Source organism: Streptomyces sp. NPDC059906, assembly GCF_042730645.1.
GTDB lineage: Bacteria > Actinomycetota > Actinomycetes > Streptomycetales > Streptomycetaceae > Streptomyces > Streptomyces rubrogriseus.
In genome coordinates this window covers 38181-59908 of sequence record NZ_JBHWKU010000028.1, presented here as the reverse complement: position 1 = coordinate 59908, position 21728 = coordinate 38181, and the positions used below count along the sequence as shown (strand labels likewise).

The following is a 21728-nucleotide window of genomic DNA, read 5'->3' as shown; positions in this document are numbered from 1 at the left end:
CACCGAGCACCACCGAGCCATCGGAGGCACGTCATGCTCGTGCACAGATCCGGATCGGCCCGCGGACGGCGGTTCGCCGTCACCGGGATCCTGCTCGCCGCGTTCTCCCTCGTGTTCACCCTTCCCGCCGACGCCGCGTCCTCCGCGGACGTCCCGGCCCGCGGCTCCGCCCACATGGGCATGGGCGTCGCGGCCCACGACGGCGAACACGGCACCCCCGTCCCGGGCCGCGCGGTCCAGACGGAGGGCGTCGACGTCTCCAGCCACCAGGGCAACGTCGCCTGGTCGACCCTGTGGAACAGCGGCGTCAAATGGGCCTACGCCAAGGCCACCGAGGGGACGTACTACACGAACCCCTACTTCGCCCAGCAGTACAACGGCTCCTACAACGTCGGCATGATCCGGGGCGCCTACCACTTCGCCACGCCGGACACGACGAGCGGCGCCACCCAGGCCAACTACTTCGTCGACCACGGCGGCGGCTGGTCCAGGGACGGCAAGACGCTGCCGGGCGCGCTCGACATCGAGTGGAACCCGTACGGTGCCACCTGCTACGGCAAGTCGCAGAGCGGGATGGTCTCCTGGATCCGCGACTTCCTCAACACGTACAAGGCCCGTACCGGCCGGGACGCCGTGATCTACACGGCCACCAGCTGGTGGACCCAGTGCACCGGCAACTACGGCGGCTTCGCCGCCAACAACCCGCTGTGGATCGCCCGGTACGCCTCGACGGTGGGCACGCTGCCGGCCGGCTGGGGCTACTACACGATGTGGCAGTACACGTCGTCCGGTCCGACGGTCGGTGACCACAACAAGTTCAACGGCGCGCTGGACCGCGTCCGGGCGCTCGCCAACGGCTGACGCACGACGCGTACGGCGACGGCCCGGACTCCGCAGGGAGTCCGGGCCGTCCCCTTTCCTCATCCGGCCGCGTCCTCCCCCAGTGCCGAAAGCCTGGGAGGTACCCCCATCGCCGCGACCGGAACCTCACGCCGCGCACCGCTGTTCGCCGGTGCGAGCGCCAGTTCCAGGACCTGGCGGACGTCGGTGACGGCGTGGACGTCGAGCTTGTCCAGCACCTGGGCCGGGACGTCGTCCAGGTCGGGCTCGTTGCGCTTGGGGATGATCACCGTGGTGATCCCCGCCCGGTGCGCGGCGAGCAGCTTCTGCTTGACCCCGCCGATCGGCAGCACCCGCCCGGTCAGCGAGACCTCGCCGGTCATCGCCACGTCGGTGCGGACCAGCCGGCCGGAGAGCAGCGAGGCGAGGGCCGTGGTCATGGTGACGCCGGCGCTCGGGCCGTCCTTGGGGACCGCGCCCGCCGGGAAGTGGATGTGCGCTCCCCGGTCCTTGAGGTCGCCCACCGGCAGCTCCAGCTCGGCGCCGTGGCTGCGCAGGAAGCTCAGCGCGATCTGCGCCGACTCCTTCATCACGTCGCCCAGCTGACCGGTCAGGGTCAGCCCCGCCGCGCCGGTCTCCGGGTCGGCCAGCGAGGCCTCGACGTACAGGACGTCGCCGCCGGCGCCGGTGACCGCGAGGCCGGTGGCCACGCCGGGCACCGCGGTGCGCCGCTCGGCCGGGTCCTGGGCGGACTCGGGCACGTGGTGCGGCCGCCCGATCAGACCGCGCAGGTCGGTCTCGGTGACGGTGAACGGCAGTTCCCGCTCGCCCAGCTCGTGCTGGGCCGCCACCTTGCGCAGCAGCCGCGCGATGGACCGCTCCAGGGTGCGCACGCCCGCCTCGCGGGTGTACTCGCCCGCCAGCTTGCGCAGCGCGCCCTCGTCGACGGTGACCTCGTCCGCGTCCAGTCCGGCCCGCTCCAGCTGGCGCGGGAGCAAATGGTCCCGGGCGATGACGACCTTCTCGTCCTCCGTGTAGCCGTCCAGGCGGACCAGCTCCATGCGGTCGAGCAGGGCCTCCGGGATGGCCTCCAGGACGTTGGCGGTGGCCAGGAAGACCACGTCGGACAGGTCCAGCTCGACCTCCAGGTAGTGGTCCCGGAAGGTGTGGTTCTGGGCCGGGTCGAGGACTTCGAGGAGGGCGGCGGCCGGGTCGCCCCGGAAGTCGGAGCCCACCTTGTCGATCTCGTCGAGCAGGACGACCGGGTTCATGGACCCCGCCTCCTTGATCGCCCGCACGATCCGGCCGGGCAGCGCGCCGACGTACGTACGCCGGTGGCCGCGGATCTCGGCCTCGTCGCGGACGCCGCCGAGGGCGACGCGGACGAACTTGCGGCCCATCGCGTGGGCGACGGACTCGCCGAGGCTGGTCTTGCCGACGCCGGGCGGGCCGACCAGGGCGAGCACGGCACCGCCGCGCCGGCCGCCGACGACGCCGAGGCCCCGGTCGCCGCGCCGCTTGCGCACGGCGAGGTACTCGGTGATGCGCTCCTTCACGTCCTCCAGGCCCGCGTGCTCGGCGTCGAGCACGGCCTGGGCGCCCTGGATGTCGTAGGCGTCCTCGGTGCGCTCGCTCCACGGCATCTCCAGGACCGTGTCGAGCCAGGTGCGGATCCAGGAGCCCTCGGGCGACTGGTCGGAGGACCGCTCCAGCTTGTCGACCTCCTTGAGCGCGGCCTCGCGGACCTTCTCGGGCAGGTCGGCGGCCTCCACGCGGGCGCGGTAGTCGTCGGACTCCTCACCGTCCTGCTCGCCGTTGATCTCGCGCAGTTCCTTGCGTACGGCTTCGAGCTGGCGGCGCAGCAGGAACTCCCGCTGCTGCTTGTCGACGCCCTCCTGGACGTCCTTGGCGATGGTCTCGGCGACGTCCTGCTCGGCGAGGTGGTCGCGCAGCTGCTGCGTGGCGAGCTTCAGCCGGGCCACCGGGTCGGCGGTCTCCAGCAGCTCGACCTTCTGCTCGGTGGTGAGGAACGGCGAGTAGCCGGAGTTGTCGGCCAGCGCGGACACGTCGTCGATGGCCTGGACCCGGTCGACGACCTGCCAGGCGCCGCGCTTGCGCAGCCAGGCGGTGGCGAGCGCCTTGTACTCCTTCACCAGCTCGGCGACCTGGCCGGGCAGGGGCTCGGGCACGGTCTCGTCGACCCGGGTGCCCTCGACCCAGAGCGCGGCGCCCGGGCCGGAGGTGCCGGCGCCGACGCGCACCCGGCCCCGGCCGCGGATCAGGGCGCCGGGGTCGCCGTCGGCCAGGCGGCCGACCTGCTCGACCGTGCCGAGCACGCCGGTGGCGGCGTGGGCGCCGTCGATGCGCGGGACGAGGAGGACGCGGGGCTTGCCGGGCTCGGACCTGGCGGCGGCCTGGGCGGCCTCCACCGCGGCCCGTACCTCGGCGTCGCTCAGGTCCAGGGGGACGACCATGCCGGGCAGGACCACTTCGTCGTCGAGCGGCAGCACGGGCAGGGTGAGCGGTGTGAAGGCGGCGGACTCAGCAGCCATGATCTCCCCTTCGGCAGTCAAGTTGAGTTACATCGACTCAATGAAAGGGAGCCCCTGATTGTTCCCCGGGCCGTGTTCGCTCTGAGCGATCAAGCTCCGCGGGGCCACAGCCCGCCTCTGGGGACAGCACCGTCGTACCGGTCGGCATTCCTGCGCCGGGGCGGGTGCCAGGATGGGCCGATGCCCCTCACTACCCACGACTCCCCCGAGTCCTCCGAGGCGTCCTCCGAGGCGCCCGAGGTGCTGGACCGCCGCGAGGGTCCGTACGGCGAGGTGGTCCTGCGCCGGCACGGGACGTTGCTGCAGATCATCGCGAACGGCTGCTTCCTGATGGACACCTCCGACGGGCGGTCGGAGCGGCGCCTGGTCGACGCGGCGGCCGACGCGCTGGCCGCCTCCGGTCCGCGGACCGCTCCGCACCTGCTCATCGGCGGTCTCGGGGTCGGCTTCTCCCTCGCACACGCGGCCGCCGACCCCCGCTGGGGCCGGATCGCGGTCGTCGAGCGCGAGGGCGCCGTCATCGACTGGCACCGCGCCGGACCGCTGGCCGCGCTCTCCGCCGACGCGCTGGCCGACCCGCGCGCGGAGATCGTCGAGGCGGACCTGGTCGGTTACGTCAATGAGACATCCGACACGTACGACGCCCTGTGTCTGGACATCGACAACGGCCCCGGCTGGACCGTCACCGAGGGCAACGACGGGCTCTACGCGCCGTCCGGACTCGCGGGCTGCGCACGGCTGTTGAGGCCCGGCGGGGTGCTTGCCGTATGGTCCGCGCAGCCCTCTCCGGAATTCGAAGAAACCTTGCGTAATGCCGGTTTCCAGCAGGTGCGTACCGAAGAGATCCCCGTTGCCCGGGGCGTTCCGGACGTCGTGCACATCGGCGTCGGGCCTGGATAGCAAAGGCGCGGTGACTCCCCGTACGCTGCTGCCCTGACGCGGATCATTCAAGCGTCAAGCGCAGTCATGGGATCACCCCACGGATTCCGGAAAGCACACCTCAGGGGCGGGCGATGGAGCAGACACAGACCTCCCACAACGGCACGGCCACCCAGGGCGCCCAGCGCCGGGTGCTGGTGGTCGAGGACGATCAGACGATCGTGGACGCCATCGCGACCCGGCTGCGCGCCGAGGGGTTCCTGGTGCAAACGGCGGGCGACGGTCCGTCCGCCGTCGACACGGCCGAGGCTTGGCAGCCCGACCTGCTGATCCTCGACATCATGCTGCCCGGCTTCGACGGTCTGGAGGTCTGCCGGCGCGTGCAGGCCCAGCGGCCGGTGCCGGTGCTGATGCTCACCGCGCGCGACGACGAGACGGACATGCTGGTCGGCCTCGGCGTGGGCGCCGACGACTACATGACCAAGCCGTTCTCGATGCGCGAGCTGGCCGCCCGCGTGCACGTACTGCTGCGGCGGGTGGAGCGGGCCGTGGTGGCCGCCTCCACGCCGCGCAGCGGCATCCTGCGCCTGGGCGAGCTGGAGATCGACCACGCGCAGCGCCGGGTGCGGGTGCGCAGCGAGGACGTCCACCTCACGCCCACCGAGTTCGACCTGCTGGTCTGCCTGGCGAACACCCCGCGCGCGGTGCTCTCCCGCGAGCAGCTGCTCGCCGAGGTGTGGGACTGGGCCGACGCCTCGGGCACCCGGACCGTGGACAGCCACATCAAGGCGCTGCGCCGGAAGATCGGCGCCGAGCGCATCCGTACCGTGCACGGCGTGGGCTACGCGTTGGAGACGCCGACGCCATGAGCAGCGGAGGACGGGAAGCCGCGCGGAGGAGCCCCGGCCCTCGGACCACCGGGGAGCCCTGGGGCGGCGTGCGCCCGTTCTCGATCAAGACCAAGCTGGGCGCGCTGGTCGTCACGTCGGTGCTGATCACCACCGGCCTGTCGGTGATAGCGGTGCACACCAAGACGGAGCTGCGGTTCATCACGGTCTTCTCGATGATCGCCACGCTGCTGATCACGCAGTTCGTGGCGCACTCGCTGACCGCGCCGCTGGACGAGATGAACGCGGTGGCCCGGTCCATCTCGCACGGCGACTACACCCGCCGGGTGCGGGAGAACCGCCGCGACGAGCTGGGCGACCTGGCCGTCACGATCAACCGCATGGCCGACGACCTGGAGGCCCAGGACCTCCAGCGCAAGGAACTGGTGGCGAACGTCTCGCACGAGCTGCGCACCCCGATCGCGGGCCTGCGCGCGGTGCTGGAGAACATCGTCGACGGCGTCACCGAGGCCGACCCGGAGACCATGCGCACGGCGCTCGGGCAGACCGAGCGGCTCGGCCGGCTGGTGGAGACGCTGCTCGACCTCTCCCGCCTGGACAACGGCGTCATACCGCTGCGCAAGCGCCGCTTCGAGGTGTGGCCGTACCTGTCGGGCGTGCTGAAGGAGGCCAACATGGTCGCCTCCGCGCGCGCGGGCATCGCCTCGGGGTCCGGCAGCCACTCCCGCACCGACGTGCACCTGGCCCTGGACGTCTTCCCGCCGGAGCTGACCGCGCACGCCGACCCCGAGCGCATCCACCAGGTCGTCGCCAACCTGATCGACAACGCCGTCAAGCACAGCCCGCCGCACGGCCGGGTGACGGTCCGGGCGCGGCGCGGGGAGCTGCCGGAGTCGCTGGAGCTGGAGGTTCTCGACGAGGGCCCCGGCATTCCGCGCTCGGAGTGGCGCCGGGTGTTCGAGCGGTTCAACCGGGGTTCGGTGTCGCGGCCGCACGGGCCGGGCAGCGACGGGGGCACCGGTCTGGGCCTCGCGATCGCGCGCTGGGCGGTGGATCTGCACGGCGGCCGGATCGGGGTGGCCGAATCCGAGCGGGGCTGCCGCATCCTCATCACTCTTCCGGGCCTGCCGTCGACGTCCGGTTGACGTAGGGTTCGAAGCGGAGCGTCAAGATCCACTGCGTCCGCCCTGGCAGACACGTGTGATCAGGCACGGGCCCGCGTTTTCGAGGCGCCGGGTCCCGGTCTCCCGATCCCGCACGCGGCAGAACCTCGGTTGTTTCCCGCCATTTCCAGCGCCGAAACGCGGTCTGCAATGTGACTTACGCGACGATGAACGGGCCCAGCCTGACCTTCCGGGGCCGGTAGGCGTAGCCTTGATTCCCGCTGTCCACCATCTTGTGAAGCGGAAGAGGGCGGTTCTCGCCGTGTCGCCACAGTCCCCCAGTAACTCGAGCATCTCGACCGACACCGACCAAGCGGGCACCGCGGGAAAGAACCCCGCGGCCGCGTTCGGTGCCAATGAGTGGCTCGTCGACGAGATCTATCAGCAGTACCTCCAGGACCCGAACTCCGTGGACCGAGCCTGGTGGGACTTCTTCGCCGACTACAAGCCCGGCGCGGCGGCCACCCCGGCCGCCGCCGGCACCGTGACCACGGACGCCGGCAGCACGCCACCGGCCGCCCCCGCCCCGCAGGCGCAGGCCCCGGCGCAGCCGCAGGCCGCCGCCCCGGCGCCCGCTCCCGCGAAGCCCGCCGCTGCCGCCCCCGCGGCTCCGGCCGCTCCGGCCACCAAGCCCGCCGCCGCGCCGGCCAAGCCGGCCGCCAAGCCGCAGGCGAAGGCCGCCGCGCCCGCCAAGGACGCCGGCGCCGCCCCCGAGGGCCCCGAGCTGGTGACCCTGCGCGGCCCGGCCGCCGCGGTCGCGAAGAACATGAACGCCTCGCTGGAGCTGCCCACGGCCACGTCCGTGCGCGCGGTCCCGGTGAAGCTGCTGTTCGACAACCGCATCGTCATCAACAACCACCTCAAGCGCGCCCGGGGCGGGAAGATCTCCTTCACGCACCTGATCGGCTACGCGATGGTGCAGGCCATCAAGGCCATGCCGACGATGAACCACTCGTTCGGCGAGAAGGACGGCAAGCCGACCCTGGTCAAGCCGGCCCACATCAACCTCGGCCTCGCCATCGACCTGGTCAAGCCCAACGGCGACCGCCAGCTGGTCGTCGCGGCGATCAAGAAGGCCGAGACGCTGAACTTCTTCGAGTTCTGGCAGGCCTACGAGGACATCGTCCGTCGCGCCCGCGACAACAAGCTGACGATGGACGACTTCACCGGCGTCACCGTCTCCCTGACCAACCCCGGCGGCCTCGGCACCGTCCACTCCGTGCCGCGCCTGATGCCCGGCCAGTCGGTCATCCTGGGCGTCGGCTCCATGGACTACCCGGCGGAGTTCCAGGGCACCAGCCAGGACACCCTGAACAAGCTCGGCATCTCGAAGGTCATGACGCTCACGTCGACCTACGACCACCGGGTCATCCAGGGTGCCGCCTCCGGCGAGTTCCTGCGCCAGGTCGCCAACCTGCTACTCGGCGAGAACGGCTTCTACGACGAGATCTTCAAGGCGCTGCGCATCCCCTACGAGCCGGTCCGCTGGCTCAAGGACATCGACGCCTCGCACGACGACGACGTCACCAAGGCCGCCCGCGTCTTCGAGCTGATCCACTCCTACCGGGTCCGCGGCCACGTCATGGCCGACACCGACCCGCTGGAGTACCAGCAGCGCAAGCACCCCGACCTGGACATCACCGAGCACGGGCTCACCCTGTGGGACCTGGAGCGCGAGTTCGCGGTCGGCGGCTTCGCCGGCAAGTCCCTGATGAAGCTGCGCGACATCCTCGGCGTGCTGCGCGACTCGTACTGCCGCACCACCGGCATCGAGTTCATGCACATCCAGGACCCGAAGCAGCGCAAGTGGATCCAGGACCGCATCGAGCGCTCGCACACCAAGCCGGAGCGCGAGGAGCAGCTGCGCATCCTGCGCCGCCTGAACGCCGCCGAGGCGTTCGAGACGTTCCTGCAGACCAAGTACGTCGGCCAGAAGCGGTTCTCCCTGGAGGGCGGCGAGTCCGTCATCCCGCTGCTCGACGCGGTCATCGACTCGGCCGCCGAGTCCCGCCTGGACGAGGTCGTCATCGGCATGGCCCACCGCGGCCGGCTGAACGTGCTGGCCAACGTGGTCGGCAAGTCGTACGCGCAGATCTTCCGCGAGTTCGAGGGCAATCTCGACCCGAAGTCGATGCACGGCTCCGGCGACGTGAAGTACCACCTGGGCGCCGAGGGCACCTTCACCGGCCTGGACGGCGAGCAGATCAACGTCTCGCTGGTCGCCAACCCCTCGCACCTGGAGGCGGTCGACCCGATCCTGGAGGGCGTCTCGCGCGCCAAGCAGGACATCATCAACAAGGGCGGCACGGACTTCACCGTCCTGCCGGTGGCGATCCACGGCGACGCGGCCTTCGCGGGCCAGGGCGTGGTGGCCGAGACCCTGAACATGTCGCAGCTGCGCGGCTACCGCACCGGCGGCACGGTCCACGTCGTCATCAACAACCAGGTCGGCTTCACCGCCGCCCCGGAGTCCTCGCGCTCCTCGATGTACGCCACCGACGTGGCCCGCATGATCGAGGCCCCGATCTTCCACGTGAACGGCGACGACCCGGAGGCCTGCGTCCGCGTGGCACGGCTCGCCTTCGAGTTCCGCCAGGCGTTCAACAAGGACGTGGTGATCGACCTCATCTGCTACCGCCGCCGCGGTCACAACGAGACCGACAACCCGGCCTTCACCCAGCCGCTGATGTACGACCTGATCGACAAGAAGCGCTCGGTGCGCAAGCTGTACACCGAGTCCCTCATCGGTCGCGGCGACATCACCCTGGAGGAGGCCGAGCAGGCGCTGCAGGACTACCAGGGGCAGCTGGAGAAGGTCTTCACCGAGGTCCGCGAGGCCGTCTCCCAGCCGGCGTCCGCGGAGCCCTCGGAGCCGCAGGCGGAGTTCCCGGTCGCCGTGAACACCGCGATCAGCGCCGAGACCGTCAAGCGCATCGCCGAGTCCCAGGTCAACATCCCCGACCACATCACCGTGCACCCGCGGCTGCTGCCGCAGCTGCAGCGCCGCGCGGCGATGGTCGAGGACGGCACGATCGACTGGGGCATGGGCGAGACCCTCGCCGTCGGCTCCCTCCTCCTGGACGGCGTGCCGGTCCGGCTGACCGGCCAGGACTCGCAGCGCGGCACCTTCGGCCAGCGCCACGCGGTCGTCATCGACCGGGAGACCGGCGACGAGTTCACGCCGCTGCTCTACCTGTCCGAGGACCAGTCCCGGTACAACGTCTACAACTCCCTGCTCTCCGAGTACGCGGTGATGGGCTTCGAGTACGGCTACTCGCTGGCCCGTCCGGACGCGCTGGTGATGTGGGAGGCGCAGTTCGGCGACTTCGTCAACGGCGCGCAGACGGTCGTGGACGAGTTCATCTCCTCGGCCGAGCAGAAGTGGAACCAGACGAGCGGCGTGACGCTCCTGCTCCCGCACGGCTACGAGGGCCAGGGCCCGGACCACTCCTCGGCCCGCCCGGAGCGGTTCCTGCAGCTGTGCGCGCAGAACAACATGACGGTCGCGATGCCGACCCTGCCGTCGAACTACTTCCACCTCCTGCGGTGGCAGGTGCACAACCCGCACCACAAGCCGCTGGTGGTCTTCACCCCGAAGTCGATGCTGCGCCTGAAGGCGGCGGCGTCGAAGGCGGAGGAGTTCACGACGGGCCAGTTCCGCCCGGTCATCGGCGACGACTCGGTCGACCCGGCCGCCGTCAAGAAGGTCGTCTTCTGCGCCGGCAAGGTCTACTACGACCTCGACGCCGAGCGGAAGAAGCGCGGCATCACGGACACGGCCATCATCCGCATCGAGCGCCTGTACCCGCTGCCGGGTGCCGAGCTCCAGGCGGAGATCGCCAAGTACCCGAACGCCGAGAAGTACCTGTGGACCCAGGAGGAGCCGGCGAACCAGGGCGCCTGGCCGTTCATCGCGCTCAACCTGATCGACCACCTGGACCTGGCGGTCGGCGCCGACGTCCCGCACGGCGAGCGCCTGCGCCGCATCTCGCGGCCGCACGGCTCGTCCCCGGCCGTCGGTTCCGCCAAGCGGCACCAGGCCGAGCAGGAGCAGCTGGTGCGTGAGGTGTTCGAGGCGTGAGCCTCTGACGCCGGCCACCGCCGCGCCGTGAAGGGCCCGACTCCGCAACTCCCGGGGCCGGGCCCTTCGGCGTTCCCCGGCGCACTCGGGTGCCCGGTCAGGTGCGCTGGGGTTCGAAGTCCCAGAACGGAGCGCGCCGGGCACGGGCCGACAGGGTGCGCGGGTGCCGGGGGCCGAGGGCGGTGTCCAGCCCCTCCAGGGCCTGACTGTGCACCGCGTCGGCCTGCCCGTGCCGCCCCCGCACGCGCAGTCCGGCCGCGAGGGCCACCCCCGCGAAGAGCGTGAACGGATGGGTGGGGCCGAGGACGCGCGCCGCCGTGCCGGCCGTGTCCCGGCTCAGGGCGAGGGCACGGTCCGCGTCTGCGGCGTCCCCGTGCAGGATCGCCGCGTTGAGCGCGCAGCCCAGCGTCCAGGGGTGGTCGTGCCCCACGGCGGCGTCCATGTCGGCCAGCGCGGCGTCGGCGAGGTGCCGTGCGCGGTCGTGCTCGCCCGCCCGGTGCAGCAGCAGGGCGTGGTTGGCGCGGGCGCCCGCGGCGTAGGGGTGGCCGGCGGTGAGCGTCTCCTCGTAGCGGCCGACGACGCGCTCGCTCAGCTCCCGGGCCAGGTCGAGGTCCCCCTGCTCCCGGGCGAGGCAGCTCCGGCCGGCGAGGAGCATCAGCACCAGCGGGTCGCTGTCGCCGAGCACCCGCTCCCCCAGCTCCAGTGCGCGGCCGACGCGGTGGGCCGCCTCGTCGCTGTCGCCCACCGCGTAGTGGCACAGCGCGAGGTTGTGCGCGGCGAGCAGGGTCTGCCGGTTGTGGGCGCCCAGCGTCTCGCGCACCAGCCGCCAGTTGGCGTCCTGCCTCGACAGGGCCTCCTCGTGGCGGCCGAGCAGCCGGAGGTCGACGGCGCACGTGGTGTCCGAACCCAGCGTCCACGGGTGCCGGTCCCCGAGCAACCGGCGGCGCTCGCGCAGGGTGGGCAGGTCGACGCTCAGGGCATCCTCGTAGCGGCCCAGCAGCCGCAGTGAGACGGCCAGGTTGTTCCGTGCGTTCAGGGTGCGGGTGTCCTGGTCGCCGAGGAGTTCGCGGTACGTGCCGTGCACCCGCCGCGAGATCTCCAGCGCCTCCGCGTAGTGCCCGAGGCCGCGCAGGTCCGCGGCGAGGCCGCCGAGGGCCCGCAGCAGGTCGGGGTCGCGTTCCCCCCGCTGCTCGCTCAGGTGCCTCACGGCCGCCCGCTCGATCTCCATCGTGCGGTGGAAGTCTCCGGCGGCGCGCAGCAGGTTGGCGTAGTGGTAGGTCAGTTCCCAGACACGGGGGTGCTGGTCGCCGAGGAGCGAACGCCAGATCCTGGTGGCGTGGCCGCCGAGCCGGACGCCCGGTCCGTACTCGCCCGACAGGTACAGGTAGCGCAGGCTGTCGAGGACCAGCGTCTGCACGGCCTCGTCGGTGGTCGCGAGAACGTCGGCGTACTTGAGGTGCGGCACGATCTCGGCGTACCTGGGCCACTGCTCGGGGGCCGAGGGCCTGCCCCGGCCGGCCGCGGCCAGGGCCCGCCGTACGACGTCGACGAGTTCGCGCCGGACCTCTGCCGGCATGGCCTTGTGCGCCATCTGGTGGACGATCCGGTGCACGTACAGGTTCTCGCGCTCCGGTTCCGCCGGGTCCGGTTCCACCCGGACGAGGGAGTGCCTGCGCAGGTGGCCGAGGGCCCGGTCCCAGCGCCGGGGGTCGCTCAGCAGTCCGGCCACGGAGTCGGGCAGCCCGTCGTGCGGCATGCTCCGCAGCAGGTGGACGGGGACGAGGCCGGGGGCGAAGAAGGTGCACAGCCGGAGCAGGACGACGGACTCCGGGGCTCTCTCGCGCAGTTCGGCCAGCAGGATCGACCAGGCCGTCCGGAAGGCCGGCGGGAAGTCCTCCGCCGCGTTCCGCGCCTCGCCCTCGGTGCCGTCGCCGTCCGCCAGCAGGGCCAGGTACTCGTCCACCGAGCGGTCCGAGTCGTTCAGCCAGCCCGCCGTCTGGGCGAGCAGCAGCGGCAGGTCGCCCAGGGCCTCGGCGAGCCGGTCGGCCTCGGCCGGTGTCGGGCCGGGCGCGCGACGGCGGATGAAGGCGATCGACTCGTCACGGGTGTACACGGGGACTTCGAGCAGTCCGCTGCCGTGGCGGCCCCACTCCGGGTTCCGCGAGGAGACCAGGACGTGTCCCGGGCCGGTCGGCACCAGGTCCTCGATCTCCTCGGGCTCGTCGGCACCGTCCAGGACCAGCAGCCACCGGGAGCAGGGCTCGCCGCGGCGCAGCGCGTCCCGCACCGCGCGCAGCCGCTCCCCGTACTCCTGGCCGGTCCGCAGGCCCAGCCTGGGGGCGAGTTCGGCCAGTTGGCGGCGGCAGTCGGCCCGGTCCTGCGCGTTGACCCACCAGACCACGTCGTACTCGGGGCCGAGCCGGTGCGCGTACTCGGCGGCGAGCTGCGTCTTGCCCACCCCGGACATGCCGTGCAGCGTCAGCGTCCCGGTGCCCGGCCGCGCACCGCCCAGCAGGTCGTGGATCTCGTCCAGCAGGGCCTCACGGCCGGTGAAACGGGTGTTGCGACGCGGCACGGCGCCCCACACGCCCGGCGCGTCCGCCGGGAACCGCGGCCCGTTCCCGGCCTCGGCCGCGTCCTCGGTCACCGGCTCGGACGGCAGGCCGAGCCGCTCCAGCAGGCGCCGCTCGGCCTCCTCGGCGCGCAGGCCGTGCAGTGCGGCGGGCGCCAGCAGGGAGACCTCCGACGGGAGCGTGGCCCCGGTGACCGACACGGCCGCGAACCGGGCCGGGTCGGGGGCGACGACCTCGCGCAGGGCCGCGTTCCACTCCTCGTGCGGATGGGTGCCGTCGCCGAAGTAGGGGGCGTTCAGGACGAGCAGGGCCCGCCCGGGCGCCAGGGTCAGGTCGCGCAACAGGGCCGCCGGGGTGACGTCGGCCGGGGAGCCCCGGCGCAGCGGCACCACCCGCACCCCGCGCCGCTCCAGCCGGTGCCCGATCCAGGCCGCCCAGGCCCGGTCGAGACCGGCGAAGCTGATCGTGACCGTCTGCCGGTCCGGGTCGGGCCGCACGGTGGCCGGGGACGGGTGGGGCAGGGGCGTGCGCGGGACGTTCGGCGGCGTCGGTCCGCCCCGGGCCGGTACCGCCGCGGCGCCGGTGGCCGCCTGGATCTCGCAGCGCAGCTCCGCCTTGCGGACCGGCACGCCCCACTGGTTGCTGACGGTCAGCCAGAGCGAGGCGGGTCCGAGGTCCGTGCCCGCGGAGACCCGGAACCGGGCGGGTCCGTAGGTGCCGCCGAAGCGGTGCAGGACGACGTTCGGTTCGCCCAGGGCGGCGCAGTCCAGGTGCGGGGCGCCGTCCAGGGTGACGGTGAAGGTGAACTCCTCCTCGGGGTGGGGCCACTGGGCCGGTGTGCCGTCCGGGGCGGGCAGGGGGCCGCGCAGATCGACGGTGACGAGGTAGTCGCCCCCCGCCTCCGCCTGCCGGGGCCACGCGACGACGGGCTCGATCAGCAGCGGTTGCCCGGACGGCCGTCCGGCGGCGCTCACCGGCCGCCTCCCCCCTCGGTGCCGAGCGCGTCCACCGCGGTGAGCCGCAGCGCCGTCCTCGGATGCCCGTAGTAGTGGAACATGAACGCGTACAGGAGCCGCAGTACCCGTTTCTGGCCCACGACGTCGACCTGTCCGTCGTCGTTGCGGACCCGGGGCAGCTGTGCCAGGGACCCGAACTCCTCCAGGGGTCCGAACTCCTCCAGGGCCCGCACCCGGAAGTCCCGCAGCGTCCGCACCACCGGACGGCGGGGGTGCTCGGCCACCTCGCGCACCAGACGCCGCGCCATCGCCCGGGCCTCCAGGTCACCGACCTTCCCGGAGCTGACGATGCAGCCGCCCGCGCCCTTGCGCAGGAACAGCTCCGCGAATCCGCGCAGCGCCTCCTCCCCCTGGGCCCGGTTGTCCACGAACCGGCCGGAGTCGCAGGCGTTGAGGCAGACCAGCGAGCCGTCCCGGCGCAGCGCCGACATCCGCTCGCCGTTCAGCTCGGCCCAGGTGCGATCACCGAGCGTGAGGCCCGGCACGGCCTCGCCGTAGGTGCCGTGACAGCCCAGGTAGACCAGTCCGGTGCGGTCGTCCTGGGTGTCGAGGTCGCTGAGGAAGGGCGTCATGCGCCGGTGCAGCCGGTGCGCGTACGACGTGAAGACGCGGCCGTCGTCCGCCATGTCCTGGTGGAGGTAGCCGAGCACCCGGCCGTGGCAGTCCCCGGTCTCGGCGGGCAGGCCGCCCTGGCCGAGGTCGCGCACGGTGGTCCAGCGGGCGACGGCGACCAGCGCCCCCAACGGGCCGCCCGCCAGGCCGGCCGCGGCGTCCCCGGGCAGCAGGAGCAGCTCCCAGGGCAGGTCGTATCCGGTGTCGTCCCACACGACCAGACGCAGGTCGTCGCCGTGCCGGGCGCGGATCCGGTTGATCCAGCCGGCGAGTTCGTACTGGTTGTCCGACCACAGGCGGATGCCCCGCAGCACCTCCGAGGGGTAGTGCCCGTCGCCGTCCTGCCGCAGCCGGGCGAGGCTGACGGCGGGAGCGGGCCTGCGGGTGGGTCCGGCCGCGCAGTTCACCGACAGGTCGCCGCACCAGCCCTGCAGCCGGTAGCCCGGCAGTCCGTCGGCCCCGTCGGCGCGCAGGACGCGCAGCACGGCGAAGCCGTCCTCCAGGCGTGCGCCGGGCCGTGCGTCGGTTCCGCCGAGTCCGGCGGGCGGCTCCGCGGCGCGGCGCAGGTTCAGCACCGAAGCGGCGGGACGGCGGGCCACGGCCTTCAGTCCCGGCAGGGCCGCCCGGAGTCCGGCGGTGCCGTTGCCCGGGAGTCCGGGGGTCCCACGGCGCGGATCACTCACCGGCGGCCTCCGCCCCGGGCGCGTGGCGCCCGTCGACGACGATCGCCCCGAGCCGGTCGGCGAGGACGTACGGCAGGTCGCCGTACGGTTCCCGGCCCGGGTCGACGACCGCCACGTGCAGCCGCGTCCGGTCCATGGCCCCGATCCGGGCGGCGGCCTCCACCGCGTCCTCGACCCCTGCGGCGGCCACCGGCCCGGCGAGCCGTCCGGTGTGGCTGGCCCGCAGCGGGACGTTGCCGCGGCCGTCGGTCACGACCACCAGCCACGCCTCCGCCGGGCCGGCGCCCTGTCGGCGCAGCAGCCTGCGCAGCGCCTGCGCCGCGAGTTCGACGCCGTGGGCGAGCGGCGTCGCCCGGCCCGCCCGGCGGTACAGCGCACCCGGCACCCGGGGGTCCAGGACGCCGCGGGCCGTGAAGGACCCCGCGCGCAGCTCGTCGGCCGCGTCCGCCGCACCGACCTCGATCACCTGGACCGCGGCCCGGCTCGTGTACGCCCACTGCAGGAAGGGGGCGAGGACCACCTCCGGCCGGCTTCCGTCCCCGGTCCCGCCCCGGCAGGTGTGGTCCAGGAGCAGTACCAGGACCCGCTCGGGGGCGGCGGCGCGCACGTTGCTGTGCAGATCGACCGGCGAGACGGTGAACCGTGCGGTGCCCCGGGCCCGTTGGTGCACGGCGGCCTCGCGCACCGTGCGGACGTGGGCGATGTCCCGCAGGTCCGTGGCACGGCGGGTGCCGATCACGGTGCCCCGGGTGGAGACCGGCCCGGTGGTGCGCCGCCGGGGACCGCTCAACGGCACGGCGTCCCACGCCGCGGCCGGTTCGTCCTCCGGGTAGGGGCTCCCCTCGGCCGGGGCGGCCGCGGCGCCGGATGCGGTGCCGATTCCCTCGGCGGGTCCGGTGTCCAGCAGCCCACGGTCGCCCTCGCGGGTCCGGAGTCGTCCGTCCCCGTCGGCGGCGCGACGTTCCGGGAGGGTGCCGGGCGGGCCCGTCGGTTCCGGCGCCGGACCGGACGGCTCCGGGTCGCTCTGCGGGCGGCCCGGCGCGCTCTGCGGCACGGCCACACCGATGAGCCGGGCCGCGGCGTCGCTGTCGTCGGCCGAGACCGAGGGGCGGCCGTCCAGCGCCGCCAGGGTGCGGGCGAGCCGCAGGAGGGCCAGCTCCCGGCGGACCCCGGCGTCGGGACCGAGCAGCTCCCGTGCCCGGCCGATCGCCGCGTCGCCGACGGGCAGGGGCCGGATGCCTCCTTCGGCCGCCGAACGCCAGGCGGCCGGAAGCCCCGCGAACAGCGCCTCCGATGCCTCCCGTGCCTCCCCCTCGCCCGCCTCCCCCGCCTCGCCCGCCTCCGGTCCCGTCGCCACGAGTGCCTCGCGCACACCGGGCAGCCGCAGCCCCGCCGCCGACAGCCGTACGGCGAACCGGTCCAGCAGGTGCCGGCTGACCCGCCCCACGTCGGCGCTGCGGCAGACGGCCAGCCAGCGGGCCCGGGGCCGGACCGTCCGGCGCGGTCCACCGCGTTCGACGGTCACGACGTCGGCCCCGAGCAACTGCACAGCGGCGCGCATCCCGGCGACGCTCAGCCGCGCGAGGTCGGGCACCACGACCAGCGGCGGCGCACCGCCGGCGTCGTCCCCCTCGGTCAGGGGGCCGGGCTCGGTGCGGACGGTGATGCCGTGCTCGCCGCCGCGGATCCTGGTGCGGGTCCACAGGTCCTCGTCCCGGTCCGAGGCGCCCAGTACGAGCGGCGGGCGCTCCGGTTCGGCGGCTCCGGCGAGGACGGCGCCGAACAGCCGGGCGACCGGGTCGACGAGCCGGGGATCCAGGTCGAGGAGCAGGACCCCGGAGAGGGCCGGATCGGCCGCCGCGCAGACCAGTGCGAGGCCGAGCCGGTGCGCCGGGTCGTCGTACGGGGCGGCTGCCATCCCGGTCAGACCTCGAAGAGGTCCCGGAGCCGGGCCTCGTCGTCCGGCTCCCAGTCGAAGCTGTCGCCGTGCACCGCTTCCGGCCGCCGGTGCCGCAGGGCCATCGGCAGGACCCGCCGCAGGTGCCCGGGGGTCACCCGGTCCGCGTCCTCCAGGGCCGCGAGTGCCCGGGCCGCCAGCACGGCCACGATCTCACCCCGCTGGCCCACCGCCTCGGTCCGCTGCGCGGCCCGGGCGCACAGCTCCAGCACCTGGTCGGGGACATCGACGTCACGGACCCGGCGCCGGGCGGCCGTCAGCCGGTCCCGGGTGCGCGCGTCGTCCCGCCGGGCGTCGGAGAGCCACGCGGAGTCCTCGCGCCCGAGCTCCCGCTCGAAGTCGAGCACGGTGCGCAGCAGCAGGTGCCGGGCGGCCGCGTCCAGTGTCTCGGCGGTGACCATCAGTCCGAAGCGGTCCAGCAGTTGGGGCCGCAGCCCGCCCTCTTCCGGGTTCATGGTGCCGACCAGCCCGAACGACAGGTACCTGGCGGTGTCCAGCCCCTCGCGCTGCACGGACAGGACGCCGGTGGCGGCGACGTCCAGGATGATGTCCACGAGGTGGTCGTCGAGGAGGTTGACCTCGTCGACGTAGAGCAGCCCCTTGTCCGCCGCGTCCTCCAGCAGCCCGGGTTGCGGCCGGGGCTCGCCCCGGATGAGCGCGTCCAGGTCCCAGCCGCCGACGACGCGGTCGTCGGTGGCGTTGATGGGCAGGGTGACCGGCAGCTCGCCGTGGGCCATCAGCGCGAAGGCCCGCACGAGGGTCGACTTGGCGGTGCCGCGCGGTCCGGCCATCAGCACGCCGCCGATGCGGGGGACGACGTGGTGGAGCTCCAGTGCCAGCTTGAGCTCGTCCTGGGCGACGACACGGGAGTACGGCAGGATGCGCGGCCCCGGCCCCGGCGCCGCGCCGCTCACGAACCGGCCCCGTCCGCCGCGCCGGGTCCGGGGCCGTCGGGGGCGGGGGCGGGGGCGGGGGCGGTCTGCCAGCGGAGCGTGATCTGGAGCTGGGCCTCGGCCCCGCTCTTGACGAGGGTGGCCACCCCGGCGTCGATCTTGATGGCGAGCTGCATCTCGATCTCGTCCGGCCGCAGCCCCTCCTGCAGCTCGCCGAAGCGCCGTACGGCCTGGGCGGCGCATCTGCGGGCGAGGTCCAGCCCGTCGGTGTAGACGTCCCGGGCCACCCGGACGACCCGCTGTCCGGCGCCGTCCCGGGTCCTCTCGTCGCCGAAGACGAGGTCGAGGCCGTCGGCGCCGGACGGGTCGAGGTGCGCGTCGACCTCGACCGGTATGGGCCCGTCCGCGCCTTCCGGCACGGGTCCCAACAAGATCACCACACGCTCCCCCTGGCCCAACTCGTGTGTGTTACAGGTGTGTTGAGTGGACCCGTGTTCTTCCCCGGGGCGCGGGGGGTTATGCGCCCCGGGGCAACGAACGTGACCGACCGGTCTCGTCCTTCGCGAGGTCAGGGGGTCTGGGGCTCGAAGTCCCAGTACGGACGGTTGCGGGAACGGGCGGAGACGGTGTGCGTGTGCTTGCTGCCCAGTGTCGCGTCGAGGTCGGACAGCGCCTCCTGTTCGACCTTCTCCGCCTGCCGGCGGTCCCGCAGGCCGCGCAGGTCCGCCGCGTACGCGATACGGGTCGACAGCGTGAGCGGGTGCGTCCGCCCGAGCGACTCGATGGCCCGCGCCGCCGTGTCCCGGCTGAGTTCGGCGGCCCCCTCGATGTCGCCCACCAGGTTCCGCAGCGCGGAGGCGTTCAGGGCGCAGGCGACTGTCCAGGGGTGGCTGTCGCCGACGGCCTGCGCCATCTCGGCCAGCGCCTGTTCGACGAGGACGTGGCCGTGCTCGCGTTCCCCGACGTTGCGCAGGATCAGTGCCTGGTTGGCGCGGGCCCCGGCGATGAACGGGTGTCCCGCGGGAAGCATCATCTCGTAGCGGGCGACGACTGCCTCGCTCAGCTCGCGCGCCTGGTCGATGTCGCCGTGTTCGCGGGCGTAGCAGCTCTGTCCGGCCGCGAAGATCAGCGTGTGCGGATGGGTCTCGCCCAGTACACGTTCTCCGCGCTCCAGAACACTGCTCAGCATCGTTCCCGGCTCCTCGCCGCGAGGTGCCCGCTCGCCGAGGCGGTACCGGCACAGCGCCAGGTTGTACTCGGCCTTGAGGGTCTGCGGGTTGTCCGGGCCCATCACGATGCGGTTCTCGCGCACGTTCTTCGCCTGGAGGGACTCGGCGTCGGCGTAGCGGCCCAGCAGGCGGAGGTCGGTGGCGTACGAGATCTCGGAGTTGAGCGCCCACGGATGGCGGGCGCGCAGCAGTTGGCGGCGGGCCTCCATGGTGCTCCGGTCGGTCTCCAGCGCCTCCTCGTAGCGGCCGAGATGGCGCAGGGAGACGCCCAGATTGTTCTGCGCGTTCAGGGTCCTGGAGTCCTGGTCGCCGAGGAGTTCGCGGTAGGCCGCCAGGACCCACTGGGAGAGTTCCAGGGCCTCGTCGTAGCGGGCGAGGCCGCGCAGGTCGCCGCCCAGGCCCGCGGCGGCGCGCAGGTGGTCGAGGTCCTGCGGTCCGCGTTCCTCTTTGAGGTGCTCGACCGCGTCGCGGCTGAGGGCCTCGGTGCGGGCGTAGTCGCCCATGGCGCGCAGCAGGTTGGTGTAGTGGTGGGTCAGCTCCCAGATCCGCGCGTGGGTCGGGCCGAGGAGGCGGCGCCAGGCGGTGAGGGCCCGCTCGCCGAGCTTGATGCCGGCCCGGTACTCGCCGGAGAACAACATGTAGCGCAGGCAGTTCAGGACCATGCGCTGGACCTTCGTGTCCTTGCTCTTGAGGACGTCCGCGTACTTCAGGTGCGGCACGATCTCCGCGTAACCAGGCCACAGCCGGGTCTCGGTCGGCCGGCCCGGATCGGCCGCGGCGAGGGCCCGCCGTACGACGTCGATGAACTCGCCCCGGTCGGCGTCCGGCATGTCCTTGTGCACGATCTGGTGGACCATGCGGTGCAGGTAGAGCGATTCTCCGGCGGACACCGGTTCGTCGAGGGACGCCTCGTGGGACTCCAGCCGGACCACCGAGTAGGTGCGCAGCTGGTTGATCGCCTTGTTCCACAGCAGCGGGTCGTTGAGCAGTCCGGCGAGCTGCTCGGGCAGTTCGTCGACGGGCATTTCCTTCAGCAGGCGTACGGGGATGAAACCCGGCGCGAAGAAGGTGCACAGGCGCAGGAGGTCGACGGACTCCGGGACGGTCTCCCGGAGTTTGTTCAGCAGTATCGACCAGGCGGTCTGGAAGGCCAGCGGGAAGTCCGCCGACACCTTCACCACGTCGCTGTCGATGCCGCCCTCCAGCAGGGCGATGTACTCGTCGACCGACAGGTCGGAGTCGTTCAGCCAGCCCGCCGTCTGGTCGAGCAGCAGCGGCAGGTCGCCCAGCGCCTCGGCCAGTTGGTCGGCGTCCGCCTCCGACAGGCGGGGGGCGCGGCGGCGGATGAACGCGACCGACTCGTCGCGGGGATAGACCCGGACTTCGAGCAGCTTGCTGTTGTGCTCGCTCCACTCGGGGTTGCGCGAGGTGACGATGACGTGTCCGGGCCCGGTCGGCAGCAGGTCCCAGATCTGGTCCGGCTCGTCCGCCCCGTCGAGGACCAGCAGCCACCGCGAGTAGGGCTCCCCGCGACGGAGCGCGTCGCGTACGGCGCGCAGCCGCTCGCCGTACTCCTGACCGGTCCGCAGGTTCAGCTTCGGGGCCAGCTCGGCCAGTTGCCGCCGGTAGGTGACGCGCTTCTCCGCGTTCACCCACCAGACCACGTCGTACTCGGACCCGAAACGGTGCGCGTACTCGGCGGCGAACTGGGTCTTGCCCACCCCGGACATGCCGTGCAGGGTCAGCACGCCGGCGCCGGACTCGGCGCTCTGCAGGAGGTGGTAGGCCTCGTTGAACAGCGGCTCGCGGCCGGTGAAGCGGGTGTTGCGCCGCGGCACCACGCCCCACACGTCCGGCATCGCGGCCGGGAACCGCGGCGCGCGGCGTGACTCCGCCGGGGTCTCGGCGAGCGCCTCGGACGGCAGGTCGAGCCGGTCCAGCAGGCGGCGCTCCGCCTCCTCGGCGCCCATGTTGGTCAGGGCGACCGGTGCCAGTACGGCCGCGGCGGCCGGGACCGCCGCCGTGGTGACGGACACGGCCGCGAACCGGGAGGGATCGGGGGCGACGATCTCGCGCAGGGCCGCGTTCCACTCCTCGTGGGTGCGCGGTCCGAGCTGGAAGTACCACTCGCTGACGATGATGAGCACCCGGCCCTCGGCGAGCGTCAGGTCGCGCAGCAGGTCCACCAGCGGGACATCGGCCGGGGAGTCCCAGCGCAGGGGCACCACCCGTACGCCGCGCCGCTCCAGCCGGTCCCCGATCCAGGCCGCCCAGGCGCGGTTGAAGCCTGCGAAGTGGATCGTGACCGTCTGCCTGGCGGTCCCCCTCTCGGCCGTCTCGACCGGCTTGCGAGCTCCAGACATGCAGTGGCCTCCAGCACGTAGTACCACAAAATCCTAGGA

Annotated in this window: 12 protein-coding genes; 5 read left to right on the top strand and 7 right to left on the bottom strand. The window is 73.0% G+C overall.

Annotated features, from left to right (window positions below; all coding sequences use genetic code 11):
* The first annotated feature begins 33 nt into the window (after nucleotides 1-33).
* Nucleotides 34-861 carry a lysozyme gene (locus ACFV9J_RS31630; RefSeq protein WP_385359855.1) on the top strand — a complete coding sequence of 276 codons (828 nt, stop codon included), beginning with the start codon at nucleotides 34-36 and terminating at the stop codon, nucleotides 859-861.
* A 59-nt stretch (nucleotides 862-920) separates the two neighbouring features.
* Here ACFV9J_RS31630 and lon read toward each other — a convergent pair whose 3' ends face one another.
* Entirely contained in the window at nucleotides 921-3392 is a 2472-nt protein-coding gene (gene lon / locus ACFV9J_RS31625) for an endopeptidase La (RefSeq protein ID WP_385359852.1), read from the bottom strand.
* Between the two features lie 180 nt (nucleotides 3393-3572).
* On the opposite strand from lon, the gene ACFV9J_RS31620 reads away from it, so the two are divergent.
* From ACFV9J_RS31620 to ACFV9J_RS31605, 4 genes are all read left to right on the top strand, one after another.
* Nucleotides 3573-4292 (top strand): spermidine synthase, encoded by a 720-nt coding sequence (locus ACFV9J_RS31620; protein ID WP_385359850.1) that lies wholly within the window; start codon nucleotides 3573-3575, stop codon nucleotides 4290-4292.
* A gap of 113 nt (nucleotides 4293-4405) precedes the next feature.
* Complete coding sequence (locus tag ACFV9J_RS31615) at nucleotides 4406-5140, top strand: response regulator transcription factor (protein ID WP_003973686.1); 735 nt, start codon at nucleotides 4406-4408, stop codon at nucleotides 5138-5140.
* Complete coding sequence (locus ACFV9J_RS31610; protein ID WP_385359848.1) at nucleotides 5137-6264, top strand: sensor histidine kinase; 1128 nt, start codon at nucleotides 5137-5139, stop codon at nucleotides 6262-6264. Before ACFV9J_RS31615 ends, ACFV9J_RS31610 begins: the two co-directional genes overlap by 4 nt.
* Before the next feature lie 280 nt (nucleotides 6265-6544).
* Complete coding sequence (locus tag ACFV9J_RS31605) at nucleotides 6545-10363, top strand: multifunctional oxoglutarate decarboxylase/oxoglutarate dehydrogenase thiamine pyrophosphate-binding subunit/dihydrolipoyllysine-residue succinyltransferase subunit (protein ID WP_385359846.1); 3819 nt, start codon at nucleotides 6545-6547, stop codon at nucleotides 10361-10363.
* A 97-nt stretch (nucleotides 10364-10460) separates the two neighbouring features.
* Here ACFV9J_RS31605 and fxsT (ACFV9J_RS31600) read toward each other — a convergent pair whose 3' ends face one another.
* From fxsT (ACFV9J_RS31600) to fxsT (ACFV9J_RS31575), 6 genes are all read right to left on the bottom strand, one after another.
* A complete protein-coding gene (fxsT, locus tag ACFV9J_RS31600) occupies nucleotides 10461-13910 on the bottom strand; it encodes an FxSxx-COOH system tetratricopeptide repeat protein (RefSeq protein WP_385359844.1) in 3450 nt (1149 codons plus the stop codon).
* A complete protein-coding gene (locus ACFV9J_RS31595) occupies nucleotides 13907-15247 on the bottom strand; it encodes a CHAT domain-containing protein (protein WP_385359842.1) in 1341 nt (446 codons plus the stop codon). Before ACFV9J_RS31595 ends, fxsT (ACFV9J_RS31600) begins: the two co-directional genes overlap by 4 nt.
* Complete coding sequence (locus ACFV9J_RS31590) at nucleotides 15240-17165, bottom strand: magnesium chelatase (RefSeq protein WP_385359840.1); 1926 nt, start codon at nucleotides 17163-17165, stop codon at nucleotides 15240-15242. Before ACFV9J_RS31590 ends, ACFV9J_RS31595 begins: the two co-directional genes overlap by 8 nt.
* Nucleotides 17166-17170: 5 nt before the next feature.
* Entirely contained in the window at nucleotides 17171-18118 is a 948-nt protein-coding gene (locus ACFV9J_RS31585) for an AAA family ATPase (protein WP_385359837.1), read from the bottom strand.
* Entirely contained in the window at nucleotides 18115-18534 is a 420-nt protein-coding gene (locus ACFV9J_RS31580; RefSeq protein ID WP_385359835.1) for a CU044_2847 family protein, read from the bottom strand. The genes ACFV9J_RS31585 and ACFV9J_RS31580 overlap by 4 nt, the downstream gene beginning before the upstream one ends.
* 131 nt (nucleotides 18535-18665) lie before the next feature.
* Nucleotides 18666-21689: an FxSxx-COOH system tetratricopeptide repeat protein gene (fxsT, locus tag ACFV9J_RS31575; protein ID WP_385359833.1), complete on the bottom strand. Its 3024-nt coding sequence runs from the start codon at nucleotides 21687-21689 to the stop codon at nucleotides 18666-18668.
* Nucleotides 21690-21728: the final 39 nt, after the last annotated feature.